The organism is Rhodospirillales bacterium, from assembly GCA_028824295.1.
Classification (GTDB): domain Bacteria; phylum Pseudomonadota; class Alphaproteobacteria; order TMED109; family TMED109; genus VXPW01.
Genome location: JAPPED010000016.1, coordinates 1 through 22,980, shown reverse-complemented (window position 1 = coordinate 22,980; position 22,980 = coordinate 1). Strand labels below are relative to the sequence as shown.

Genomic DNA, 22,980 nt, shown 5'->3' with positions numbered 1-22,980 from the left:
GAATGCCCTGACCTACGACACGTCGACGTCGGTCAACGAAAAGTCCGATCCCTTGAACAGCAGCGGCTCTCCGAGCGTTCTTGCCAAGGCGTACGCAAAGCAATCTCCGAAGTTGAGGCCAGCGGGATGACGCCGTTTGCCGTAGGCGCGGAACGCAATTCGGGCAGCATGAGCTTGCTCGGCGTCGACTGGGACAAGCTCGATGCCGGCTTTCGCGATGACCAGATCGAGCGCTCGCACGCCATCCGGTCCAAATCGTGTCTCAAGGATCATCGATGCCTCGACGAACGAAACGACTGACATGGACCGCCGGTCGGCTGCCTCGATGGCTTCGTTGAACGCTCCGCGCTCAGGCTCATCCTGAAGAATCGCGACCAAGGCCGAGGTATCGATGACCATCAGTCCGGCAAGCCGCGGTCATCGTAGCCCAGGATGTCCGTTGCCGTCCGGTCGTCGAGCACCGGCAAGGATGCGCAGTGCAGGGCGATCTCGTCGAGTTCCGCTGCGAGACTCCGACCTACGCGGCGCCGCCGAATTCGTTCCAAGCGATCCTGCAACGCTCGAGTAACTGCCTGTGTCTTGGTTTCTCCCGTCAACCTGGCCAGGGTCGCGGCGAGCTCCTCGGTCGCTCGATTCCGAATGTTCAATGCCACGAGTGAATCCCTACGTGTAGAAAGACTGCTACACAGTAACATCCATTGATGCCCGCCACTAGCCTCCGACGGGACGTGCGCCCGCCGGCGGTGCCGTGGCCTCCCCGCGACCCGACACTCCGGCGTCCTGAGCCGCGGTTGCAGACACTCTTCCGAGTACAGCCGGAAGATTCCGCCTGGCGTTCCCTTCGCAGCCCCTGCGCCACAGGAACACGTGAAGCCGGCGGTAGCCGTAGCGCCCGCCGGTCAGCGGATGCACTTCCTGACAACCAGGTTGATGACTTGCAAGTGGCCCGTGCGCAGCGTCAGGCGACCTTGGTGGGCGGCAGCCGCTGATCCCGGGCCACGGAACTCCGGGTGGTATGCGCATGGGCACAACCGTGAACGACTGGTGATGCAGCAAGAGACCGGACGACGGCCGGCCGCCGAGGCGCCGGACCGCATCGATCGGCGTGCAATTCAGCAAGCCGAAAGCACGATGGTGGTCGATGGCGCCCGCTACACGGCGGCCGCGGCGCTTGCAGCCGAGAGTATTGCCCGGACGCGCTCGCCGGCAATCGCGCGAAGATCGCGATGGCGTTGCTGAGGCCATGTCATGGGACTCCCAGTAGTATGCGCGAACACGCAGCCGCGAACGGATAGCGATGCAGCGGGAAACCGAACAACGACTGGCCGCGGAGGCGCTGGACCGGATTGAACGGCGCGCAGTACCGCAGGCGGACAGCACGATGGTGGTCGACGGCGCCCGATACACCGCCGCTGCGGCGCTCGCGGCCGAGAATGCGGCGCTGTTCCGCCGGCATCCGCTGCTGGTGGCCCTGGGATGCGAGTTGCCCGAACCGGGCAGCTATCTGACCTTCGACATCGCTGGGGTGCCGGTGCTGCTCGTGCGTGATGACGAGGGTGCGGTGCGCGGGCTCCTGAACACGTGCCGCCACCGGGGCGCGCGGCTGCTTTCCGGTGGAGGCAAGGTGGGCAAAGCCTTCGCGTGCCCCTACCACGGCTGGGCCTACGACCGCTGCGGTGTCCTGCGGGCTCTTCCGGGAAGCGAGCACTTCCCCGAAGTGGATGTCGATGACACGCGCCTCATGCAGTTTCCAACCGAGGAGCATGAAGGTCTGGTCTGGATGCTGCTCGACCCTTCGGCGTCACGGGTGCCCGACCCCGGCCTCGGCGCCCTCGGGCCGGAACTCGGCAGCTATCGACTGTCAGGGCATACCCACCGGGGCAGCCACGCCTGGACCAAGCGAATGAACTGGAAGCTTGGCGTCGATACGTTCCTGGAACTGCACCACGTGGCCGTGCTCCACCGGAAGACGATCGCCAAGACGGTGCTGAAGAGCGCGTTCCTGTACGAACCGTTCGGGCGGCATGCGCGCCTCGTGGCGCCTCGCCGCAGCATCGAGGAACAGCGCGGAAATGACCCGACGGACTGGCGACTGGTCCCGCACGCAACCGTCATCTATCGCCTTTTTCCCAACGCGATACTGATCAGCCAGGGCCCGCACATGGAGCTGTACCGCTTCTTTCCCGACCCCGAGCAACCGGGCACGACGGAATGCCGCATGACCCTTTCGTCACCGGCCGACGAAGGGTGCGGGCGCGATTGGGACGAGGCGCTGCAGCTCGCGCTCGGCGTACTCGATCGTGAGGACTTCGCCATGATGGAGAGTGTGCAGTCCAACCTCTCGGCGGGGCTGCAGCGCGAAGTCATGTTCGGTCGGAACGAGATCGGCCTGCAAAACTTCCACCGCGTGCGCGACGCAGCGCTCGCGGAATAGTTGCACCTCAGGCCGGGGTTCGCACCCCGGGGGACCAGCCCCGCCATTTGTCGCCGTTACACGGGCGTGTGCGCAGGTCTGCCGCTGCCGGGCGCTCAGCCAGCTCGGACTCCTGGTCCGGACTGCTCGTCGATCCTGCGGGTCGGCGGCACCCTGGCCGATCTGTGTGGGACGGGAACCGCCGGCCGGCCGTTGCGGACCGGCCGACAGTCTTGACGCCTACCGGACGGCCATGGCCGTGCTGCCCGGGGCACCACCCAAGCCCTTGATCGGCAACGGTGAGAACACGAACAGGAATTCGTGCGGGTTTACATCACCGCCGACATCGGCCTTGACCGCGGCAGCCAGCTCCCCGAGGCGCATCCATTCCAGCAAGTGAATGCCGTGCTGGGTGATCAGGATGAAGTGCGCGGAGTTGAAGATGAATCCGTATTCCTCGCCCAGGAGGTACGGGTCTTCGAGCAACTCGGTGCTCCGGCCGCCGACAGCCGCTTCTGAATGCTGCGTATCGGTGCCGAGCATGGCGATGCCCCGCTCAGCCAGCCACCAGGCAACCTCGCTGCCAATGCCCGGGGAATTGAAGTGCCGTTCGTTGTCGATCCCGAACAGGGCGTCCCATCCGGTGTGGATCAGCACCACGTCCCCGACGCCGGGACCTTCTACTCCCTGGTTCGCCAGTACCGCCTCCAGGTCGGCAACCGTGATCGTGTAGGAATCCTCGACGATCTGCTGGCCGTTGAAGTCGACCTTCGGCACGTCCGAATTGTTCACAAAGTCGAGCAGGATTGCGCGCGTGAAGAACGGCTTCACGAGCTCGACTCCCAATGCCTTGGTGCGCCCAAGCTCGTCCGGGCCAATGTCTTCGTGCGTGAAGCAGTTGTAGTAGCCCATGTCGTGCCCGGCATGGGCGAGTCCGTCGAACTGGGTCGCGATCTGGCCGATCGACGCTACCACCCCACCGGAGTAGAACGACTGTGAGTTCTCCTCCTCGTCCGGGAAACTGAACGGGGCAATCGTGACGTCGAACACACGGCCAAACGGCGGCGTGCCAAGCGTCACCTCGTCGTACACGTGACCGAGTCGGATGATCTCGCCGGTCCGCACCAGCTTGATCGATTCAAGCACGTTTTCAGGTGTTTGCGTGCGCGTGGCACCAATCTGGTCCTCGGGATCATCCTGCTGCCAGGGACAGCGCTTTTCCGCAGCTTCGGCGGATCCGACCCACGCGATGACCAACGCCAAGAGCAGTCGTTTCATTGTGTGTTTCTCCCTCTCGATGGACAGTAAACTGTCATCTTGGCAAATAGCTTAAACAGCTTAGTTCGGAATTACAATCAAACTTCAGGAAACCAGAAAAGCTGTATTATGGATTCGCCTGTTCTGCAGTATGAAAAAGAAGGATAATAGACATAACTTACTGGCACAACATCATTGAATTGCCTTACTTGTTATCCCACCGCCAATCAATTGAAGGAGCAGCCCAACATCGATGGCTTTCTTTTGTCAGGAACAATCGGGTCCGTTCGGCCTCGTCTTCCAGGCGATTCTGGAAGATCTAGAAGTTGCTGGGCCGACAAACAACATCGGCTGTTCATGTACAACTACCGCCGTTATACCACAGTTGTTTCGTACAACTGTACTTGGTCACGTGATTGGTCTCTGTTGAAGCGACCAAGAGCAGCCATGCGACTTCCATTTGCCTGTCGTGGCTGGAGAGCTCGCAGCAGCCCGGCTCAGCAGCTGGCGGTGGTGCAGCCGCCGCGGCGACGGGGGCCGTTATGATGCGCCGGCGACTGAGCAGCGGCGACGGAGGGACTTCATGGCAATACATGACTACAGGACGGCCTTGGTTACCGGAGCGTCAGCGGGAATCGGCAGGGAGGCCGTACGTGCCCTGCGCGATGCCGGCCTTTCCGTTATCGCTGTAGCACGCCGTGCCGCCAGGCTGGAAGCGCTAGCCGATGAGACGGGCGCGACCCCCTTGGTACTCGACCTTTGCGATACCGATGCACTGTATGACGCGCTCGCACCCCTCGAGGTCGACGTCCTGGTCAACAATGCCGGTCTTGGGCGCGGCATGGCTAGCTTTGTCGATGCTGAACGCGGGGACATCGACCTGACGATTGAAACCAACGTGACCGCATTCCTGCACACGCTTCGCGCTGTCCTCCCGGGGATGCGCGAGCGCAAGCGCGGTCACGTGGTCGGGATCGGCTCGGTGGCCGGGCTGTATCCGCTCCAGTCACCGATTTACGGCGGCTCGAAGGGAGCCGTCCGGCTCGCCTCGCAAAACCTGCGGCTCGATCTGGCCGGCACGGGAATCCGCGTCACCGAAATCTGCCCGGGCCGCGTCGTCACTGAGTTCGTGGCGGGCGCCGCCGGCGAGGAAGCGGCTCGCAAGACCTACGGGTCGTTCGACGAACTGCAGCCGGAGGACATCGCAGAGGCGATCCTCTACGCCGTGAGCGCGCCCTGGAGGGTGAACGTCTCCACCATCGAGATCGTGCCCACCGAACAGGCCTTCGGCGGACTTCGGTTCACCCGGGTCGATCGCTGAGTCCCTGATCACGGAGCAGGAACGCGGGATCGGGTGCTGGCGGCGCCAGTGCAAGCTGTCGGGATTCCGGGGGAGTTGGACCAATGCAGAAAAGATTCAATGGCAGCTGTCACTGTGGGGCAATCCGCGTAACGCTCGAAGCAGAGGGAAACGCCCCTCTGTCTCCCCGCCACTGCGGCTGCGACTTCTGCCAGCGGCACGCAGCGCTGTACGTCTCGGTTCCTTCTGGCCACCTTACGTTGACCTTGGCCGAACCTGATTGCGTGAGCCGCTACCGTTTCGGCCACCAGACGGCAACGTTCCTGCTCTGCAGGCGATGCGGCGTATTCGCGGCCGCGACCTGCGAACTCGAAGGGCAGCTCTATGCGGTGCTGAACGCCAACGTCCTAGCGCCGCCGTTGTCCGTCGACAAGCCCTCCGTGCCGGTCGCCGATTACGAGGCCGAGGACATCTCGGTTCGGCTCGCACGGCGCAAACAGCGCTGGATTTCCCACGTCACAGTGGTGGAAGGGTCATCGGCGTGACGGACACCGGCAACGACGACCGCGAAGGTTCGCTTCGGGAACCTGCGGGTGCCGTCCGGACCCGGATCGATGCACGGACATCGAACGCGACGTCTTGATGGGCCGGAGACTTCCGGAATCGGCAATGCATTGAATGACCGCTTCGATCTGTTAGAAGTCCGTGCGGCCGGTCCGTACGGCGGTTGCCTCTTTTCCAACTGATCAAACCGTCAGGGCCCGAGCGATGACCACCACCCTCCCCTCACGAAGCTCCGCGCCCCGCCATGCCTGAGCCGCTGATTGCCTTCCTCTGGCCGGAAGTCGATTTCCGGGCGACCGGTCTCACGGTACCCGATGGCTTCGCGATCCGTTTCGGTCGGGCAACCGTTCGCGCTGAAGTGGAGGCCGGCGCCGCCGGCGCGGACTACATCCTGATCGGATCGGGCTTCGGTTTCGTCGACAAGCCGCTGCTCGACCTGGCGCCCAGAGTCCGGCTGGTTCAGCTGACCGGTGCGGGTTACGACAATGTCGATCATGCCGAGTGCGCGCGTCGCGGTATCCCCGTGTGCCACGTCCCGGGCCTCAATGCACCGTCGGTAGCGCAGCTGGCGGTCCAGCTGGCATTCCGCCTCACCCGCCCCCTCACCATGATCGAGGCCGGAGGCGAAACCGAGTGGCTCGCCGCTCGCAAGGCACACGCCGACATGGCGCACGAACTTTCCGGCCGGGTCGGCGTCATCGGTTACGGCCATATCGGCAAGCAGATCGCTCGCATGTTCCGCGGTCTCGGGCTCGAAGTCGTACGGGCTGAGCACGCGCGCCAACACGACCCGGAAATCCCGGGAGTGCCGCTGGACGAGCTCCTGGCGACCTCTGACATCGTTACCGTGTCGCTGCCCGCGCGACGTGACACCCACCATGTGCTCGATCGCGAGCGCGTCGGTCGCATGAAGCCCGGAGCCATGCTCATTCACGTCGGCCGGGGGGGAGTCGTCGATGACGACGCCGTGGCCGAGGCACTCGAGAACGGACGGCTCGGGGCAGCCGGTTTCGACGTGTTCGAGTCGGAGCCACTTCCCCCAGATCATCCCTTTCTCAATCTGTCCGAATCGGCGAGCAACCGACTGCTCGTCACCCCGCACGTGGGGGGTCAGACATTCGAATCCAAGCGACGGAATTTCGAAGTGGCGTTGGGCAACGTCGTCCGGGTGTCGCGCGGCGAGGAGCCGATTAACCGCGCACCAGGCCCCGGCTCCTGACCACGACAGATCCAGACCGCCTGATCGCGCCATTCACGCCGAGGTGACCGCCGAAGCGCTACGCTCCGCATCGGCCCACACCGACCGCCAGGCCGCCGACAGACGGCCTTCGACGCCTAGGCTCCGACCTTCTCTCCGGTCATCACGAAACCTTCATAGCCCTTGGCGACGACTTCGTCGCAGGCCTTCTTGTAAGTGTGCACACCGCCAACGTACGGCATGAAGACCCGCGGCTTCCCGGGGATGTTGGCTCCCATGTACCAGGAATTGGCCTGCGGATAGAGCGTGGCATCCGCCACGTCCCGGACGTGGTTGACCCAGTCCTCCTGGGCCTTTGCCGTCGGCACGATCCGGTTCTGACCGTCCCGCCGCATCCGCTCCAGGCAGTCCGCGATCCAGTCGACGTGCATCTCGATCGACAGGATCATTTGGCTCTTGACGCCGGGACTCTGCGGACCGGTGACCATGAACAGGTTGGGCAGCCCCGCCACCATCAGGCCGAGGTAGGTGCGTGGCCCTCCGGTCCATTGCTCCTCAAGGGTGATCCCGTCCTTCACCCGGATGTCGATCGCGAGCATCGCGCCGGTCATGGCGTCGAAGCCGGTCGCAAACACGATCGCATCCAGATCGAACTCCGCATCCGTCGTCCGGATTCCGCTTCGCGTGATCGTCTCGATCGGGGTCTCCCTGAGGTCCACGAGCGACACGTGCGGTTCGTTGTAGGTCTCGAAGTAGTTGGTATCGAGGATCAGGCGTTTCGTACCGATCGGGTGATTGTCCGGACACAGGCGTTCAGCGGTCACCGGATCCTTCACCGTCTGACGAATCTTCTCGCGCACGAATTCCGCCGCGGTCACGTTGGCGTCGATGTCCTGAAGCAGATCGGTGTACGAGAACAGGAAGCTGATGCTGCCGCCCTCCTGCCACTTGGCCTCGTACTGGGCGCGGCGTTCCTCCGAAGCAGCCTCCAGCGCCTTCTTGGTCGGTGGCGGATAGCCCGCGATCCCGAATGGCGTGTCAAACGCGGCGAGCCGGCGCTCGGCATACGTCGCCTTGTGCTCGCGCACGGTCTCGGGTACGTGCGGGCGATTGCGCGCCGGCAGAATGAAATTGGCGGTACGCTGGAACACGGTCAGCTGTGCTGCCTGCGCCGCGATATGCGGGATGGACTGCACACCGGACGAGCCCGTGCCGACGACGCCCACCCTCAGGCCGGTGAAGTCGACGCCCTCCTTCGGCCAGAGCCCCGTGTGGTACGACTTGCCCTCGAATGCATCGAGGCCCGGATAGGCCGGGCGGCGCGGCGTGGAGAGATTGCCGGCCGCCATGATGCAGACCGGCGCGGTCACCTGCTCCCCGGCCTCTGTCGTGAGCGTCCACAGCAGCGTGTCCTCGTCGAACTCTGCCGCCGTGATCCGCGTGTTCAGTTGGACGTCCCGCATCAGGTCGAACCGCTCGACCACGTGGTGAACGTACTTCAGGATCTCAGGCTGGGTTCCGTACCGTTCCGGCCATTCCCATTCCTGCTGCAGGTCCTCGTCGAACGAAAACGAGTACTCGAGGCTCTCGACATCGCAGCGGCAACCGGGATACCGGTTCCAAAACCAGGTTCCGCCGACACCGTCTCCCGTCTCGTAGGCTCGCACCCGGAGGCCGAGCTTCCGCAGGCGGTAGATGGCGTACAACCCCGCGACCCCGGCTCCGACAATGACCGCGTCGAAGTCGGCGTTCGGATTCGACAGGAACGGGCTGGCTGCGTCATCCGGCATCATCCGTCTCCTGGCTACACCCGAACAGTCCGATCGACGCGCGGAACACGTTGGCGATTTCGGCCCGAGACACTATAGGGGCGTTTCGGGCGGCCGCGTGCGTCCCTAGTCGCCCGTCTGCAAACGAGCGACCAGCTGACGGACGGAGGGTATGAAACCACCCTCGTAGAACGGGTCCTCGGCAAACCTCCAGGCGTTATGGCCCGCGAACATGAGCTGCGTGTCGACGTCGGCGTTGTGGGCAATGTCCTGCAAGGTCTTCTGGATACAGAAGCTCCGCGGATCGGCCTTCCGGCCGGTGCGGTGATCCTCGTTGTCGGCCCAGTTGGAGAACAGGCACTGAGACAGGCAGCCCATGCACTCGGTCTGGTCCCGGCGAATCGACCGGGCCCGATCCGGCGAGACGAACAGCATCGTCTGCGCCGGGGTCCGGAGGCCTTCCGTGTGCCCGGCCGCCATCCATTCCCGGGCACAGGATGCGTCGGCCGGGGTCATCCACACCCGGCGCTTCCTGGCCCCCACCTCGACCGCCTCCGTGCGGTCTTCCTCCGCGGCCAGCGCGTACGGCACCTGACGGAGGCTCCGCTCATCGAGTTCCTCGAGAAACTTGTTCCGTACCGCCGATGAATAGAAGCCCGTCGGGCTGTGGCGGTGCAGACTGACATCCCCGTGCTTGAGCGTGAGCAGGCGCTTCTTCCACTGCGGCGAAATCGGGCTCTCGGTGGTCAGCAGCGGACGCGTGCCGAATTGGAACGCGACGGGCCCCAACTCGGGATTGTCGATCCAGTCCGCCCAGTCGCGGAGATACCACACCCCGCCCGCGATGATGATGGGCGTGTCGGCGAGGCCGACCGCCGACATCTCCCTGCGGAGCGCGGTCACACGCGGATACGGCGGCTCCGGCTGTTTCGGATCTTCTGCGTTCGACAGTCCGTTGTGACCGCCGGCCAGCCACGGATCCTCGTAGACGACACCGCCCAGCCATTCCGGATTGCGGTGGTAGGAGCGCCGGAACAGCACGCGGAACGCCCGCGCCGAACTCACGATGGGGTAGTAGTACACCCCAAATCGCGCCGCGATTTCACTCAGCTTGTACGGCATGCCGGCGCCGCACGTGACCCCGTGGATCAGCCCCTTTGCGCGCGCCAGAATGCCCTCGAGCACCCGGCGGGCCCCGCCCATTTCCCACAGGATGTTGACGTGCAGCCGGCCTTCGCCGCGACGCTCCTCATGGGCGATCTGCGCCTGGGTGACGCCGCCGGCGATCGAGTACCGGACCAGCTCCTCGTGCCGTTCGACGCGGGTCCTGCCAGAATAGATCTGAGGGATCACGCGCCCCTTGGCATCCAGCGAGTCCGCGTTCACGCCGGAGAAGGTGCCCACGCCGCCGGCGAACGCCCACGCCCCCGCGCTCCGGCCGTTGGTCACCGAGATTCCCTTCCCGCCCTCGATGAGAGGCAGGATCTCCCGGCCAGCCATGCGGATCGCATTCAGGGTCTTCATCCGTGAACCTCTCCGGCGCGCGGCCGCCAGTCTACTCCCAAGCCGGGGGGCGCATGCGCCGGGCTGGTTCGGGAGCCGGCTTGGCGCGATTTGCCAGGTCCTCGCCGGACGCCTGATCCACCGCCTTCATCGACAGGCGGACCCGGCCGCGGTCGTCGACTTCGATCACCTTGACCTTGACCTCGTCCCCCTCCTGCACGACGTCCTGAACCGAGCGGACGCGGCGCGGAACCAGCTCGCTGATGTGGACAAGACCGTCGCGCTTGCCGAAGAAGTTCACGAACGCGCCGAAATCCACGACCTTCACGACGGTTCCGTCATAGATGCCGCCGATTTCGGGCTCAGCCACGATGCTGTTGATTTCCTTGAGCGCGAGATCGATGGATTCCTGGCTGCTGGAGGCGATCTGTACCGAGCCGTCGTCGTTCACGTCGACCGTGGCGCCCGACGTTGCACAGATCTCGCGGATGATCTTGCCGCCCGGGCCGATGATTTCCCGGATACGGTCCACCGGGATCTTGATGCCGACGATCTTCGGCGCGTGCGCGCTCATCTGGGAGCGAGCGCTGCTCAGGGCCCCTTCCATCGCATCGAGGATGTGGAAGCGTCCGTCGCGCGCCTGGTTCAGGGCCGTCTGCATGATCTCCTCGGTGATTCCGGTGATCTTGATGTCCATCTGCAGCGACGTGATCCCGTCCCGCGTCCCGGCCACCTTGAAGTCCATGTCACCGAGGTGGTCCTCGTCGCCGAGAATGTCCGAGAGGACGGCGAACTGGTCGCCCTCCTTGATGAGCCCCATGGCAATTCCTGCCACCGGGCGCGCAACCGGGACGCCCGCGTCCATCATGGCGAGCGACGACCCGCAGACGGTCGCCATCGACGACGATCCGTTCGATTCCGTGATCTCCGAGATGACCCGGATCGTGTAAGGAAAGGCTTCCGCATCGGGAAGGAGCGGGCGCAGGGCGCGCCAGGCCAGCTTGCCGTGACCGATTTCACGGCGACCGGGCCCGAACATCCGGCCGGTTTCACCGACCGAATACGGCGGGAAGTTGTAGTGCAGCATGAAGCGCTCGCGGGCAACCCCGTCCAGCGATTCCACCACCTGCTCGTCCGGAGTGGTGCCAAGGGTCACGCTGACCAGCGCCTGCGTCTCGCCGCGCGTGAACAGCGCGGACCCGTGCGTGCGCGTAAGCAGTCCGGCGCGGCACTCGATCGGCCGGACGGTCTGCACGTCGCGCCCGTCGATCCGGGTGCCGGTCTCCAGGATGGCGGACCGGACAATGTCCTTCTCGAGCTTCTTGAGCGCGTCGCCCACGGCCGTCGCGTCGTGCTCTTCGCCCGCCCGCTCGCCGACGTCGGCGCGCACCGCGGCCACCTGCTCGACCCGCTGCTGCTTTTCCTGCACCTGGTAGGCCGCGCGAAGGCCGTCGCCACCGGCCTCGGCGACGAATGCCTGCACCGCGCTGTGATCCTCGGCCTCTTCGGTCGCCCAGGGCTCCCGGGCGGCGGCTGCAGCCAGATCGGCGATGGCACTGATAACGGGCTGCATGTGCTCGTGGCCGAACATCACAGCCCCCAGCATGGTCTCCTCGGACAGCTCGTTGGCTTCCGATTCCACCATCAGCACGCCATCCCGCGTGCCGGCCACCACCAGATCAAGATGACTGTCGGCAAGCTCCGGAATGCGCGGGTTGAGGACGTAGGCGCCTTCCGCAAAGCCGACCCGCGCCCCCGCGATCGGACCCATGAACGGCGCGCCCGACAACGCCAGGGCGGCGGACGCGCCAACCATTGCCGGGATGTCGGGATCGTTCTCGAGATCGGCGCTCAGCACCGTGCAGATGATCTGGAGCTCATTGCGGAACCCGGCCGGAAACAGGGGACGAATCGGCCGGTCGATCAGCCGCGAAGTCAGGGTTTCTTTCTCCGACGGCCGTCCTTCACGCTTGAAAAAACCGCCGGGGATGCGGCCGGCGGCCGACATCTTTTCCTGATAGTTGACGGTCAGCGGGAAGAAGTCTGCGCCTTCGCGAACTTCTTTCCGCGCCACCGCGGTGCAAAGGACCTGGGTCTCCCCGTACGTGACCAAGACCGCGCCGTCAGCCTGCCGGGCCATCAGCCCGGTCTCAATGGCAAGGGGGCGTCCGCCCCAATCGATTTGCTGGCGTTCGATATTGAACATGGAATTAAACGCTCCTCTTCACATTTCTGGTCCAGACCGGCCGCGTCCGGTTCGCGGGCGTCTCGTCCGCGAGCGGACTCCGGACCCGCTCGCAGCAGGACCGGACGCCGGCGCACAGTCCACCGGCATCCGGAGCGCCGCCCGCCGGCTTGGGCCGGCCCGGTCTTTCACGGACAACTACTTCCTTAGATTGAGACGACGAAGGATGTCCTGGTACTTGGCCTCATTGGATCTCTGAAGGTAATCGAGAAGCCTGCGGCGCGAGTTGACCATTCCAACCAGCCCCCGCCGTGAGTCCGCGTCCTTGTGGTTCGCCTTGCAGTGTTCGGTGAGATTGTTGATCCGTTCCGTCAGGATCGCGATCTGGACCTCGGGGGAGCCCGTATCGGACCCGTCCCGAGAGTATTCGGAAATGAGCGCCGTCTTGCGCTCAGCTGTAATCGACATCACCTGTTCCCTTCGGACCGATTGCGCATCCCCGGATCGTTCCGGAAGACCCGCCGGGGAGAAAACTCCCGGTTGCTCCACTGGCCAACCGCCACTGCCCGGCCGTCGCAAGAGGCGACAACAGCCCCTTCCCTGATGAACATGCAGGGGACTTGCTCCGGACAGACACGACGACCCTGCCGGGCGCGTGCCGCTTCCCTCTCTGTCAGTTCCAGCACCGGGATGCCGGCCAGTGCTGCGTCAAGGGGCAGAAGTTCCGCACCAACCCCCCCTTTATCCGCGATTGCTGCAAGTTCTGCAACCGTCACCGCGTCATCCTCGACGAACCGGCCGGCCCGGGTCCGCCGCAGCGTGACCACGTGTCCCTCGGTGGCGAGGGCCTTGGCCAGATCCCGCGCCAGGCTCCGGACATAGGTCCCCTTGCCGCAGGCCATGTGGAAGTCCGCGTGATCCGCATCCGGCATGTCAACGAGCTCGAGCTCGTGCACCTGGACCCGGCGTGGCGCCGGCTCGACCGCGCTCCCGGCCCGCGCCAACGCGTAGGCGCGCTTGCCCTGGACATGGACGGCGGAGTACGCGGGCGGAATCTGCGTGATCGTCCCCGTGAACGCCGGCAAGGCCCTGCGGATCGCCCCGGAAGACGGTCGGGTCGAGCTGCATCCCGTGACCTTGCCGCCGGCATCGAGGGTGTCGCGGGCCTCGCCCCAGCGGACCCGGAAGCGATAGGCCTTGATGCCGTCCATCGCCCATTGCATCGTCTTGGTGGCCTCCCCGACGGCTATCGGCAGGACACCCGTGGCAAGCGGATCCAGCGTGCCCGCGTGACCCGCCTTTGAGGCACCGAGCAACCGTTTCACCTGCGCGACGGCACGCGCCGACGACATCCCGGCTGGCTTGTCCAGAACAAGCCAGCCGGTGGGCTCAAGCTGCATCAACCGGCGACGGGGCGTCGAGGAGGCGGTCGACATCCGCTGCCCGGTCCAGCTGCTGGTCCAGCCGGAAATGAAGTTTCGGTGCGTACCGGAGACGCGCCTGGCGGGCCACGGCTCCAGCGAGGTACGGCGCCGCCCGGACAAGGCGCTCCAGCAGTTCGGCCGGAGCATCCGCCCGGTCCGTACCGAACGGCAATATGAACACGTCGGCGCGGCGGAGGTCCGGGCTCATCCGCACCTCGAGGACCGTGACGTTGGCATCACGAAGCACCGGGTCCCGGAGCGAGTCGCCGGCAAGTACGTGGGCCAGCGCTTCCTGGACGGCGCGCCCGACCCGGTACTTCCGGGCGCTCTCCCATCGGCCTGCAGCCACGACCCCTAGTCTCCCAGCGTGCGCCGTTCCTCACGCGCAACGAAGCACTCGATGACGTCATCGGCCCGGATGTCCTCGTAGTTCTCGAACGACATCCCGCATTCGGTGCCGGAGCGCACTTCGTCGACGTCGTCCTTGAACCGCTTGAGCGTGGCCAGCGTGCCCGTGTGGATGACAACGTTGTCGCGAAGCAGGCGCACCTTGGCGCCACGGCGGACCACGCCTTCGGTGACCTCGCAGCCGGCCACGTTGCCGATCTTGCTGACCTGGAACACCTGCTTGATACGGGCGTAGCCGAGGAAGTCCTCGCGAATCTCCGGTGCGAGCAGGTCGGAGAGCATCGACCGGACGTCGTCGATCAACTCGTGGATGAGCCCGAAGTAGCGGATGTCCACGCCCTGTCGACGCGCCAGCTGCCTGGACACCGCATCGGCGCGGACGTTGAAGCCGATCACCAACGCCGGCGTCGCCGCCGCCAGGGTCACATCCGACTCGGTGATGGCGCCGACACCCTGGTACAGGATCTGGCAACCCACCTCTTCGGTGGTCAGGGCCGTCAGCGCCTGGGCGATCGCCTGCAGCGACCCGTGCGCATCCGCCTTGATGATCACGGCGACCGTCTGGCGCTGAGCGGTGCCCATGCTCCGGAGCATCTCCTCGACGTTGGTACCCTTCGCCAACGCCGCCACCCGCTTCTGCTTCTCCATGCGCTCGCGGTACTCGCTGACTTCGCGTGCCCGCGCGTCACTCTTGACCACGACGAACTCGTCACCCGCCTCGGGAACCTCGCTCAGGCCGAGCATCTCGACCGGCACCGATGGCGTCGCCCCAGGCACCTTCGCGCCGCGTTCGTCGGTCAGTGCCCGCACCCGGCCCCACTTGGACCCTGCGACCACGATGTCCCCCACCCGGAGCGAGCCACGCTGCACCAGCAGGGTCGCAACCACGCCGCGGCCCCGGTCAAGGCGCGCCTCAATGACGACGCCTTCCGCAGACCGCTTCGGGTTTGCCTTCAGGTCCGCCATCTCGGCCTGCAGCAGAATCGCGTTGATCAGGCCTTCCAGGTTGATCTTCTTGGTCGCCGACACCTCGACTGGGATCACGTCACCGCCATGGTCCTCGGTGATGATCTCGTGCTGCAGCAGCTGACTCTTTACCCGCCCGGGATCCGCCCCCGGCGTATCGATCTTGTTGATTGCGAGCACGATCTGCTTGTTGGCGGCCCGGGCGTGCTGCGCGGCCTCGATCGTCTGGGCCATGACCCCGTCGTCCGCGGCCACCACCAGCACCACGATGTCCGTGACGTCTGCCCCGCGGGCCCGCATCGCGGTGAACGCCGCGTGCCCGGGCGTGTCGATGAACGTGATCTTCTGGCCACTTTCGGTGCTGACCTGATACGCCCCCACGTGCTGCGTGATGCCGCCGGCCTCCTTGGCCGCCACGTCCGTCGAACGGAGTGCATCGAGGATCGACGTCTTGCCGTGATCGACGTGTCCCATCACGGTCACGACCGGACTGCGCTGGACCAGGTCCTCGGGGCTGTCCTCGGCAGCCTTGAGCCCGATCTCGACGTCCGCGGCCGACACCCGCTTCACGCGGTGGCCAAGTTCCTCGACCACGAGTTCCGCGGTGTCCGCGTCGATGGTCTGGGTCACGGTCGCCATGACGCCGAGGCCCATCAGCGTCTTGACCACCTCGGCGCTCCGCACGGCCATCCGGTTGGCCAGCTCCTGCACTGTGATCGCCTCAGGGACGACGACCTCGCGCACGACCTTCTGGGCGGTACTGCCCTGCGCCCGTCGCTGCGCCTGCCGCTCGCGCTCACGCGCACGGCGGACCGAGGCCAGCGAGCGCTGGCGCTCGGTGTCGTCCAGCGCCTGCTGGACCGTGATCTTTCCGGAACGCCGACGTTCGGTCTGCTCGGCCCGGTTCGCCTGCTTGCGTGCCTCCCGGCGCGGCCGGTTACGGGACTTGCGCGAACGCTCGGTCGTCTCCGGCGACCGGGGTACCGTCGGCCGCGGGGCGCCCGTACGCGGGGCGGCGGGGCGAGCGCCCTGGGGACGCTGCCCGGACGGGCGAGAGCCTGCAGGACGAGGACCGGCCGGCCGGGAACCGGGATGCCCCGGACCTCCGGTTCGGGCCTCGCTCGAGCGCGGGCCGCCGGACCTTGGGCCGGCTGGACCGTCTCCCGGAGCCCTCGGTCCGGTCGGTCGGTCGCGGTGCGGCCGCGGCCCGCGCATCGCGGGCGGCGGGACGTCCGGATCGGCGTCATCGCGGCCGGAAGGCCGGGGCGCTCTGGCGACCACGCGGACGTCCGGTCCAAGCGAACGGGAGGGATCTTCGGTGACACCCGGGTCGCCCTCTTCCATCGGCGGCGGCCCGGAGTCCAGCGGATCCGGGGTCGGTGCCGGACGTTCGGGCGGGCGCCGGCGCGCCTCGGGCGGCGCTTCGAGCTCCTGCTCGGGGGGCGGCACGATCGTCACCTGCTCGGTCATCTCGGGGAGAGGCTCGGCAAGCCGTCGGGCCCGTTCCTCAAGGGCCCGGAGCCGCGCTCGGCGCTCTCCTTCCGACAGACCGCTGGGAGCGCTCTTGCGCTGAGGGGTCGGGGGCGGAGGCGATACGGTGTCGGTCCGGCCGGGCGATGGCGTGACGGTCGGCCGCGGGGTCAGCGTGGACGTCGTCGCCTTGGCCTTGTCCTCCTCCATGCGCCCCCCGGCGCCCTTCTTGAAGACCCGCTTCTTGCGACGCTCGACCTCGACCGGCTTGCTCCGACCGCGTGAAAAGTTCTGGCGCACCGTGCCTCCGCTCACCGTGCGGCTGAGCTGGAGACTCTCGGGACTTCCGCCTTTGGCGTCGGGATCTAGGCCAAGGGGTTTATCGGTCATGCCTGATTTCCGTGTTCGGCCGGACGCAGGCCGGCCAGGCGTTGCAGATCGCGCTTGATCCGGTCACAGAGTGATCCGGCCCAAACCGCGACGTAGGCGGCGCTGTCAACGCCGAAAGGAGTTCCGAGCTTGGCCTTGGACGGGCCCGTGCCAGTGGCGACGCTGCACGCGTCGGCTGTGCGCAACATCCGTCGCGACTCCGTTCCGGCGTCATCCGCCACGATCAGCAGCCCGACGGCGCCCGAGTTGATGGCCTCAAGGCACCGGTCCCGTCCGTACACTGCATGACCTGCCCGGCGGGCGAGCCCCACTAGGTCGATCACCCGTCTGGCGACCAGCCCCTCCACCTGTCCGGCAAGGTCCGGAGGTACATCGACCCGGCGCTGGAAGGCCCGGGAAAACAGGTTGCGCCGCACCGCTTCGTCGATCCGGCTTCGCCGGGCTCCGACCCACGCCCCACGGCCGGGCAGGCGTTCTGCGAGGTCCGGCACGACGTCCGCGCCATTTGCAACGAACCGCACGAGGCCGGCCCGCGCTTCCACCGTCCGCGCCACGATGCAGCGGCGGGTGCCGGCGTCTTCGGTGGTCCGCGCGGCCGTCATGCAGTCGTTTCCGCCGTCGGGGGCGCGTCTGCCGTGGCAGTGCCCGAACCGGCTTCGTCATCGGCAAACCAGTGCGCGCGGGCCGCCATGATCACCTGGTTTGCCTCGTCCTGCTCAAGCTCCACGTCGGGCAGCTGGATGCCGGGCCCCATCTCCTCGTTGTTGGCCTGATAGAACACGCGGAGCTTCTCCACGGCCACCTTGTCGGCCAGCAGCTCGGTCAGTTCGTCGTTCGAAAGGTCCGCGAGCTGGTCGAGCGTCCGCACGCCGTTGAGACCCAGCACCACCAGCATCGACGGGCTGAGCTGCTCGATGGCCGCGACCTCGTCGGTCACGCCCAGCTTGGTCCGGACTTTCAGCAGCTCCTCGTTGCGCTCAAGGATCACCTTCGTGGCGCGCTCACGGAGCTCCTCGGCAACTTCCTCCCGAAGGCCTTCGATTTCCGCCAGTTCCTCGAACGGGACGAACGCGATGGCCTCCAGGGAGTCGAAGCCTTCCGTCACCAGCAGGTGCGCGACCACTTCGTCGACGTCGAGAGTCTTGACGAACATCTTGATGAGCTGCCGCAACTCGTCCTGCCGGCGGTCGGATTCCATCTTTTCGGTAAGGATCTTGATCTCCCAACCGGTCAGTTTCGTCGCTAGGCGCACATTCTGGCCACGCCGTCCGATGGCGTAGCTCTGCTGGTTCTCAGGAACCACCACTTCCACCCGCGTCGCTTCATCGTCGAGAATGACCTTTGTCACCTCGGCCGGAACCAGCGCGTTAACGATGAACGTGGCGGTATCGGGGGACCACTGGATAATGTCGACGCGCTCGCCCTGCAGCTCGCCCACAACGGCCTGAACTCGGCTGCCACGCATCCCGACGCAGGCACCCACGGGGTCGATCCCCGGGTCATTCGAAATCACCGCAATCTTGGCGCGACTCCCTGGGTCACGGGCGGCGGCAACGATCTCCACGATCCCGTCGTAGATCTCCGGAACTTCCTGGGCGAACAGCTTTACGAGAAATTCGTTGCACGCTCGTGACAGCAGGATCTGCGGACCCCGGGTCTCCTCACGCACCTCCATGATGTACGCACGGATCCGGTCGCCGGTCCGGTACGCCTCCTTGGCCAGCGTCTGGTCGCGGCGCATGAACCCTTCCGCGCGGCCCAGATCCACAATCACGTTGCCGTACTCGAAGCGTTTGACGATGCCGTTGATGATCTCGCCGACACGGCCCTTGAATTCCTCGTACTGGCGCTTGCGCTCAGCCTCACGGACGAGGCGGTACACCACCTGCTTGGCCGTCTGCGCAGAGAGGCGCCCCAGGTCGATCGGCGGTAGCGGCTCGTGCAGCCGATCACCAATCTTTGCGTCCGGATCGCGCGCTTTCCCGTCCTCGAGGCTGATCTGTCGATGCCAGTCGTCGACCGGATCCGCCACCTCCAGTACCCGCTGGAGCGTGATCTCGCCGGATTTCCGGTCGATGCTTGCCTTCACCTCGAGGTCCTGACCGTACTTTCGCAACGCCGCTACCTGCACGGCTTCTTCCATGGCGCCCAGCACCACGTCGGTATCGATCAAACGCTCGTTGGCGATGGACTGGGCGAACTCGAGTAGTTCCGGTCGTCCAAGTTCAGGAATTGCGTTCACGTTCTGCGTCAAGGCGCCTCATTACCGGCCGACCGTTCCCGCGACAGCGGGAAGCGTGCACCCGGTGATTCCTTCAAATTTGCGCCGGACCCGCCAACCCGGCTTGCACAGCCAAGCGCGAGACATGCCCGGATTAGTACGACCTACGGGATCCACGATGACGTCGCGGAAGGGGAGGGTCGTCCCCCGGCCATTGCGCGCGCAGGCACAAATGGCGGCTGCCGACCTTCGCGACGCCACACTTCACACATCTGAGGAGACGATCACGGAAAGCCCGCATGGACAACCATACAGTTTCTCGAAGCGGGTTCAACCGAGTTGGACCAGACGCTCGTGACCATTTGGCAGTGGGATCAAGGGGCTCCGCGCTTCTTTTCCTTGCATCGGACTACGCTGCGCAAAACTTTCCCTGGATGCACCAAGCGAAGCCGGCAACCCGTACCCGCGACGGGTGGAAAACCTGTGGACAGATTGTGGAGACGTCCGGACATCCGAATGGGCACCCGCCGCAGCCAGCATCACGGGACACCTTTCGGTGAATCGGCGCAGCTGTCGACCGGGAAGACCGAGACCAGAACAAGGCCCTGGGTCATGACGTCCGAGTCCTCGGCAAACCGGCTCATCAACCCGATGGCGTTGATGTCCGTAACGTCAGCTTGGAACTCTTCCTGGACGGCCACCACGTCGCATCGCGTGCTGCAAGCGAACTGGCGGCACGGCCAGAGAAGCTCCACTCCCGCCAGCTGGCCAACCGCAGACCAGCCCATGGCGTACCCGGCTCCAACTCGACGAGCGCAGGATTGCGCGAAGAGGCGCTACCGACCGGTCCGCGAGGGGATGTCGGCGAGCCGGAGAAGCGCCCCTTCGCGCCTGGCGCCAGCATGCCAGTCCGAGAGGAGGTGCCGGCCGCTACAGGTGAACGGACGGTCGGCCAGCCTGCTGGACGCCATGGGTTAGCGGATGCAGCGAACGGCACGTCGTTGCATCACACGTTCCCTCCCTCCTGCGGCATTGCCACAGTGACCAGACTGTAGCTGATATTACTTGCGAATGCAACTCATTCTCATATACATTCTCTTTCACGCAAGAGGAGGCCCAAACACACGAACGGACCACGACCATGAAAGTCCCCATCCTGGCCCTCATTCTCGCCCTTACATTGACCTCCGCTGCACGCGCGTGCGACTTGACCACCACATTTTGCTGGGGCAATTGGTTCGACGTTCAGACCTTCGACCACGACAGCCGGTACGGCATCGTCCAGGCGGACGGAGAATTCCATGTGCTCGGCTTCGGGCGGCGGGCGCTCCGCTCGGAAATTCCGCCTGATCGTGACGGCGTCAACGTGATCTACGACGGTTTCGTGTGGGCCTCCACCTCCGGCGGCGTGAGCCGCGTGGGCGACCAACTTCAGCGCGACCGGGACGCCCGGGTCCGCGGGAACGTCACCGTTGAATTCATTGCCGACGGCGCCAACGCCTACACCGTCAACGTTCGGCTGTGGGGCCTGGCAAAGGAACTCGCGGACGGCAGCTGGCAGGCGATAGCCGGCGATTCGTTCCAGCACCTCGCCGTCGCCAGGTACAGCCACTTTGCCGAGTTTCTGCCCCACGTCACCGTCATCGGAGCGTTCTTCGGGCTCAGGGGCGAGGCCGTGGCGGGCACGTTCAAGTACGACCGCAAGGGACACGTCGTCGAAGGCGCCTTCGGTGCCATGCGCAAGTCCGAGGCGGGCCCGCTGATCAGCATGACACGCTGAGCGGCGGGGCGCCATTGCCATGCTCGGCCAGTTCCTGGTGCGGGTGGTCGGACTCGAACCGACACTCTGTTGCCAGAACCGGATTTTGAATCCGGCGCGTCTACCAATTCCGCCACACCCGCGCGCAGCGCCTAGGGGGACTCAACTCCATTGGCGCCGACTTCGCAAGTCCGGAAAGCACCGGCCGATCCGGCGGCGCCGGCGCTGGATCGGTTGCATTGAGTTGCTGGCGCAACCATACTGCTGGACTATGGAAGGGCAGGCACAAACGACGCCCAGTGTATTGGCGGCCCGGGTCGTTTCACGACCGGGCCGGCGGGCATCAAGCCCGAAAAACGTCTTCCGGGACGGTGAAATCAGCCAGCTGGTCGGGCTCTTCTCGCGCATGCTGAAGGCCGGTTTCTGGCACGACTACTCGATCGACCATTCGGACACGCTGGCGGTGTTCTGCGTCTACCGGTACGCCCGCGAAGCGCCGGAATACCAGTTGGTGCGCGGCAACCAGGGCAGCCGGGTGCCCGAGTGGCAGGTCTTTCAGCGGGGAAGATTCCTCAAGCATTCGGCCAGTCTGCCGCTGCTGCTCACCTGGCTCGAGGCGCGCACCCGACGCGTGCGGCAGGGCTGACCCAACCGCGTGTCGAAGCCGTTCCGCTGGCGCATGCGGGTCCGTTACAACGAAGTTGACGCTCAGGCTCTGGTGTATTTTGCGCAGCATCTGACCTACTACGACAACGCCATCACCGAGTTCCTTCGTTCGCTGCCGTTCGACTTGTTCGACTACGCACGCGCGTCGGGTCTCGACTTCAACGTCGTCCACGCGGAAATCGATTTCGCCCGGCCGGTACGGCTTGACGACGAGCTGGACGTCGCGGTCGCGATCGCCCGGCTGGGAACCTCCAGCGTCACGTTTACCACGACCCTGCATCCGGCCGACGGCGACGACATCCTGTCCCGTGGCCGCGTCGTCTGGGTGCACGCGGATCAGGACACGATGCGCTCGACCCCGATCCCCGACGACCTGCGTCGCAATCTCGCCAGGCATGTGACCACGCCCTCCGACCCTTGACGCGCCGTCCGGCTCCGCCGCCCCGTCCACGGCAACCGAGGGCGTTCCTCCGCTCGCGGCCGGGCACGGGCTCCCGGCGTGCGATGGTCCTGGTGTCGGGAGGGCAGACCGGCGCCGACCAGGGCGCCCTGGAGGCCGCCCGCGCCTGCGGCATTCCGATTACCGGCTGGTGTCCCGGTGGCCGCTGGACCGAAGCCGGGCCGCTCAGCCGACGCTGGCCGTTGACGCCAACGCCCATGCGCCGTCCCATCCAGCGGACGCGCCGGAACCTGCGGCTGGCCGACGGTGTCCTGATCCTTGCCGGACATCGTCTGCGGGGAGGCAGCGTCGTGCTGCCCCGGACGGCCGGCGCGTCACGCCCCCGGCTCGTGCTCGATCCGCGCTCTTCGCGCGCCGTGACCGCGGCAATCCGTTTTTGCCGGCGTCACCGGATCAGGCTCCTGCTGGTCGGCGGCCCTCGCGAGAGCCAGGAACCCGGGATCCGGATAGCGGTCCGGGACATGATGTTGCGGTTCTACCGGGCGCTGGCGCCCGCTGCCTCACTCCCACTCGATCGTGCCGGGCGGCTTTGACGTGACGTCGTACAGCACCCGGTTGATGCCCGGAAGCCGGTTGACGATCGTGGTCGCCACGTCTGCGAGAAAGTCCGCCGAGAACGGATAGACGCCGGCCGTCATGCCGTCCACCGACGTCACCGCCCGCAGCGCCAGGGCATAGTCGTACGAGCGCCGGTCGCCCATCACGCCAACGCTCCGAACCGGCAGCAGGACGGTGAACGCCTGCCAGATGTCGTCGTAGAGGCCGGCCTTGCGGATCGCATCCAGATAGATCCGGTCGGCTTCCCGGAGCAACGAGATCTTCTCCCGGCTGACCGGGCCGGGAATCCGGATCGCGAGGCCCGGTCCCGGAAACGGATGGCGACCCACCAGGCTTTCAGGCAGGCCGAGTTCCCGGCCCAGTTCCCGGACCTCGTCCTTGAACAGCTCGCGAAGGGGCTCGACCACCTGCATCTGCATGCGCTCCGGCAGGCCGCCGACGTTGTGGTGGGACTTGATGGTGACGCTCG

Annotated in this window: 22 protein-coding genes and 1 tRNA gene; 8 read left to right on the top strand and 15 right to left on the bottom strand. The window is 65.8% G+C overall.

All coding sequences use genetic code 11. The annotated features are described in order from the left end of the window. Positions 1–12: 12 nt before the first annotated feature. Positions 13–399: a type II toxin-antitoxin system VapC family toxin gene (locus OXH60_07545; GenBank protein MDE0711973.1), complete on the bottom strand. Its 387-nt coding sequence runs from the start codon at positions 397–399 to the stop codon at positions 13–15. Next, a complete protein-coding gene (locus tag OXH60_07540; GenBank protein ID MDE0711972.1) occupies positions 399–653 on the bottom strand; it encodes a type II toxin-antitoxin system VapB family antitoxin in 255 nt (84 codons plus the stop codon). Before OXH60_07540 ends, OXH60_07545 begins: the two co-directional genes overlap by 1 nt. Positions 654–1,297: 644 nt before the next feature. Between OXH60_07540 and OXH60_07535 the strand changes: the two genes are divergently transcribed. Next, positions 1,298–2,434, top strand: a complete 1,137-nt coding sequence (locus OXH60_07535; protein ID MDE0711971.1) for an aromatic ring-hydroxylating dioxygenase subunit alpha — start codon at positions 1,298–1,300, stop codon at positions 2,432–2,434. Positions 2,435–2,653: 219 nt separating this feature from the next. Here the strand turns inward: OXH60_07535 and OXH60_07530 are convergent, their stop codons facing one another. After that, entirely contained in the window at positions 2,654–3,691 is a 1,038-nt protein-coding gene (locus OXH60_07530) for a cyclase family protein (protein ID MDE0711970.1), read from the bottom strand. A 562-nt stretch (positions 3,692–4,253) separates the two neighbouring features. Here OXH60_07530 and OXH60_07525 point away from each other — a divergent pair. The 3 genes from OXH60_07525 (at position 4,254) to OXH60_07515 (ending at position 6,753) form a co-directional block, all read left to right on the top strand. Next, positions 4,254–4,991: an SDR family oxidoreductase gene (locus OXH60_07525; protein MDE0711969.1), complete on the top strand. Its 738-nt coding sequence runs from the start codon at positions 4,254–4,256 to the stop codon at positions 4,989–4,991. Positions 4,992–5,254: 263 nt separating this feature from the next. Beyond that, positions 5,255–5,515 (top strand): hypothetical protein, encoded by a 261-nt coding sequence (locus OXH60_07520; GenBank protein MDE0711968.1) that lies wholly within the window; start codon positions 5,255–5,257, stop codon positions 5,513–5,515. 263 nt (positions 5,516–5,778) lie between these two features. Next, a complete protein-coding gene (locus OXH60_07515) occupies positions 5,779–6,753 on the top strand; it encodes a hypothetical protein (protein MDE0711967.1) in 975 nt (324 codons plus the stop codon). A gap of 116 nt (positions 6,754–6,869) precedes the next feature. Here the strand turns inward: OXH60_07515 and OXH60_07510 are convergent, their stop codons facing one another. The 10 genes from OXH60_07510 to OXH60_07465 all read right to left on the bottom strand — a co-directional run bounded on the left by OXH60_07510 (position 6,870) and on the right by OXH60_07465 (position 19,856). Next, positions 6,870–8,522: an NAD(P)/FAD-dependent oxidoreductase gene (locus OXH60_07510; GenBank protein ID MDE0711966.1), complete on the bottom strand. Its 1,653-nt coding sequence runs from the start codon at positions 8,520–8,522 to the stop codon at positions 6,870–6,872. Positions 8,523–8,627: 105 nt separating this feature from the next. After that, positions 8,628–10,025: a nitronate monooxygenase gene (locus OXH60_07505; GenBank protein MDE0711965.1), complete on the bottom strand. Its 1,398-nt coding sequence runs from the start codon at positions 10,023–10,025 to the stop codon at positions 8,628–8,630. 31 nt (positions 10,026–10,056) lie between these two features. Next, positions 10,057–12,210, bottom strand: coding sequence for a polyribonucleotide nucleotidyltransferase (gene pnp, locus OXH60_07500; protein ID MDE0711964.1), 2,154 nt, complete (start codon positions 12,208–12,210; stop codon positions 10,057–10,059). 177 nt (positions 12,211–12,387) lie between these two features. Continuing rightward, positions 12,388–12,657, bottom strand: coding sequence for a 30S ribosomal protein S15 (gene rpsO / locus OXH60_07495; protein MDE0711963.1), 270 nt, complete (start codon positions 12,655–12,657; stop codon positions 12,388–12,390). Then, complete coding sequence (truB, locus tag OXH60_07490) at positions 12,657–13,625, bottom strand: tRNA pseudouridine(55) synthase TruB (GenBank protein ID MDE0711962.1); 969 nt, start codon at positions 13,623–13,625, stop codon at positions 12,657–12,659. The genes rpsO and truB overlap by 1 nt, the downstream gene beginning before the upstream one ends. Continuing rightward, entirely contained in the window at positions 13,579–13,962 is a 384-nt protein-coding gene (gene rbfA / locus OXH60_07485) for a 30S ribosome-binding factor RbfA (protein ID MDE0711961.1), read from the bottom strand. Before rbfA ends, truB begins: the two co-directional genes overlap by 47 nt. A gap of 5 nt (positions 13,963–13,967) precedes the next feature. Then, the gene (gene infB, locus OXH60_07480) at positions 13,968–16,847 is read right to left on the bottom strand and encodes a translation initiation factor IF-2 (protein ID MDE0711960.1); all 2,880 of its coding nucleotides are present in this window, start codon (positions 16,845–16,847) and stop codon (positions 13,968–13,970) included. Then, positions 16,844–17,449, bottom strand: a complete 606-nt coding sequence (locus OXH60_07475; protein ID MDE0711959.1) for a DUF448 domain-containing protein — start codon at positions 17,447–17,449, stop codon at positions 16,844–16,846. Before OXH60_07475 ends, infB begins: the two co-directional genes overlap by 4 nt. Continuing rightward, positions 17,446–19,089, bottom strand: a complete 1,644-nt coding sequence (gene nusA, locus OXH60_07470) for a transcription termination factor NusA (GenBank protein ID MDE0711958.1) — start codon at positions 19,087–19,089, stop codon at positions 17,446–17,448. The genes OXH60_07475 and nusA overlap by 4 nt, the downstream gene beginning before the upstream one ends. A gap of 518 nt (positions 19,090–19,607) precedes the next feature. Beyond that, complete coding sequence (locus OXH60_07465; GenBank protein ID MDE0711957.1) at positions 19,608–19,856, bottom strand: hypothetical protein; 249 nt, start codon at positions 19,854–19,856, stop codon at positions 19,608–19,610. 353 nt (positions 19,857–20,209) lie between these two features. Between OXH60_07465 and OXH60_07460 the strand changes: the two genes are divergently transcribed. After that, entirely contained in the window at positions 20,210–20,848 is a 639-nt protein-coding gene (locus tag OXH60_07460; protein ID MDE0711956.1) for a hypothetical protein, read from the top strand. Between the two features lie 35 nt (positions 20,849–20,883). Here the strand turns inward: OXH60_07460 and OXH60_07455 are convergent. After that, a tRNA-Leu gene (locus OXH60_07455) sits at positions 20,884–20,970 on the bottom strand. Positions 20,971–21,131: 161 nt separating this feature from the next. On the opposite strand from OXH60_07455, the gene OXH60_07450 reads away from it, so the two are divergent. From OXH60_07450 to OXH60_07440, 3 genes are all read left to right on the top strand, one after another. Continuing rightward, positions 21,132–21,473 (top strand): DUF2794 domain-containing protein, encoded by a 342-nt coding sequence (locus OXH60_07450; GenBank protein MDE0711955.1) that lies wholly within the window; start codon positions 21,132–21,134, stop codon positions 21,471–21,473. Positions 21,474–21,482: 9 nt separating this feature from the next. Then, complete coding sequence (locus tag OXH60_07445) at positions 21,483–21,914, top strand: thioesterase family protein (GenBank protein MDE0711954.1); 432 nt, start codon at positions 21,483–21,485, stop codon at positions 21,912–21,914. A gap of 92 nt (positions 21,915–22,006) precedes the next feature. Beyond that, positions 22,007–22,486: a hypothetical protein gene (locus OXH60_07440; protein ID MDE0711953.1), complete on the top strand. Its 480-nt coding sequence runs from the start codon at positions 22,007–22,009 to the stop codon at positions 22,484–22,486. Here OXH60_07440 and OXH60_07435 read toward each other — a convergent pair. Further along, positions 22,454–22,980: GMP synthase (glutamine-hydrolyzing) (locus OXH60_07435; protein MDE0711952.1), on the bottom strand; the 527-nt coding region annotated here is incomplete at its 5' end. The two genes, OXH60_07440 and OXH60_07435, sit on opposite strands and share 33 nt — an antisense overlap.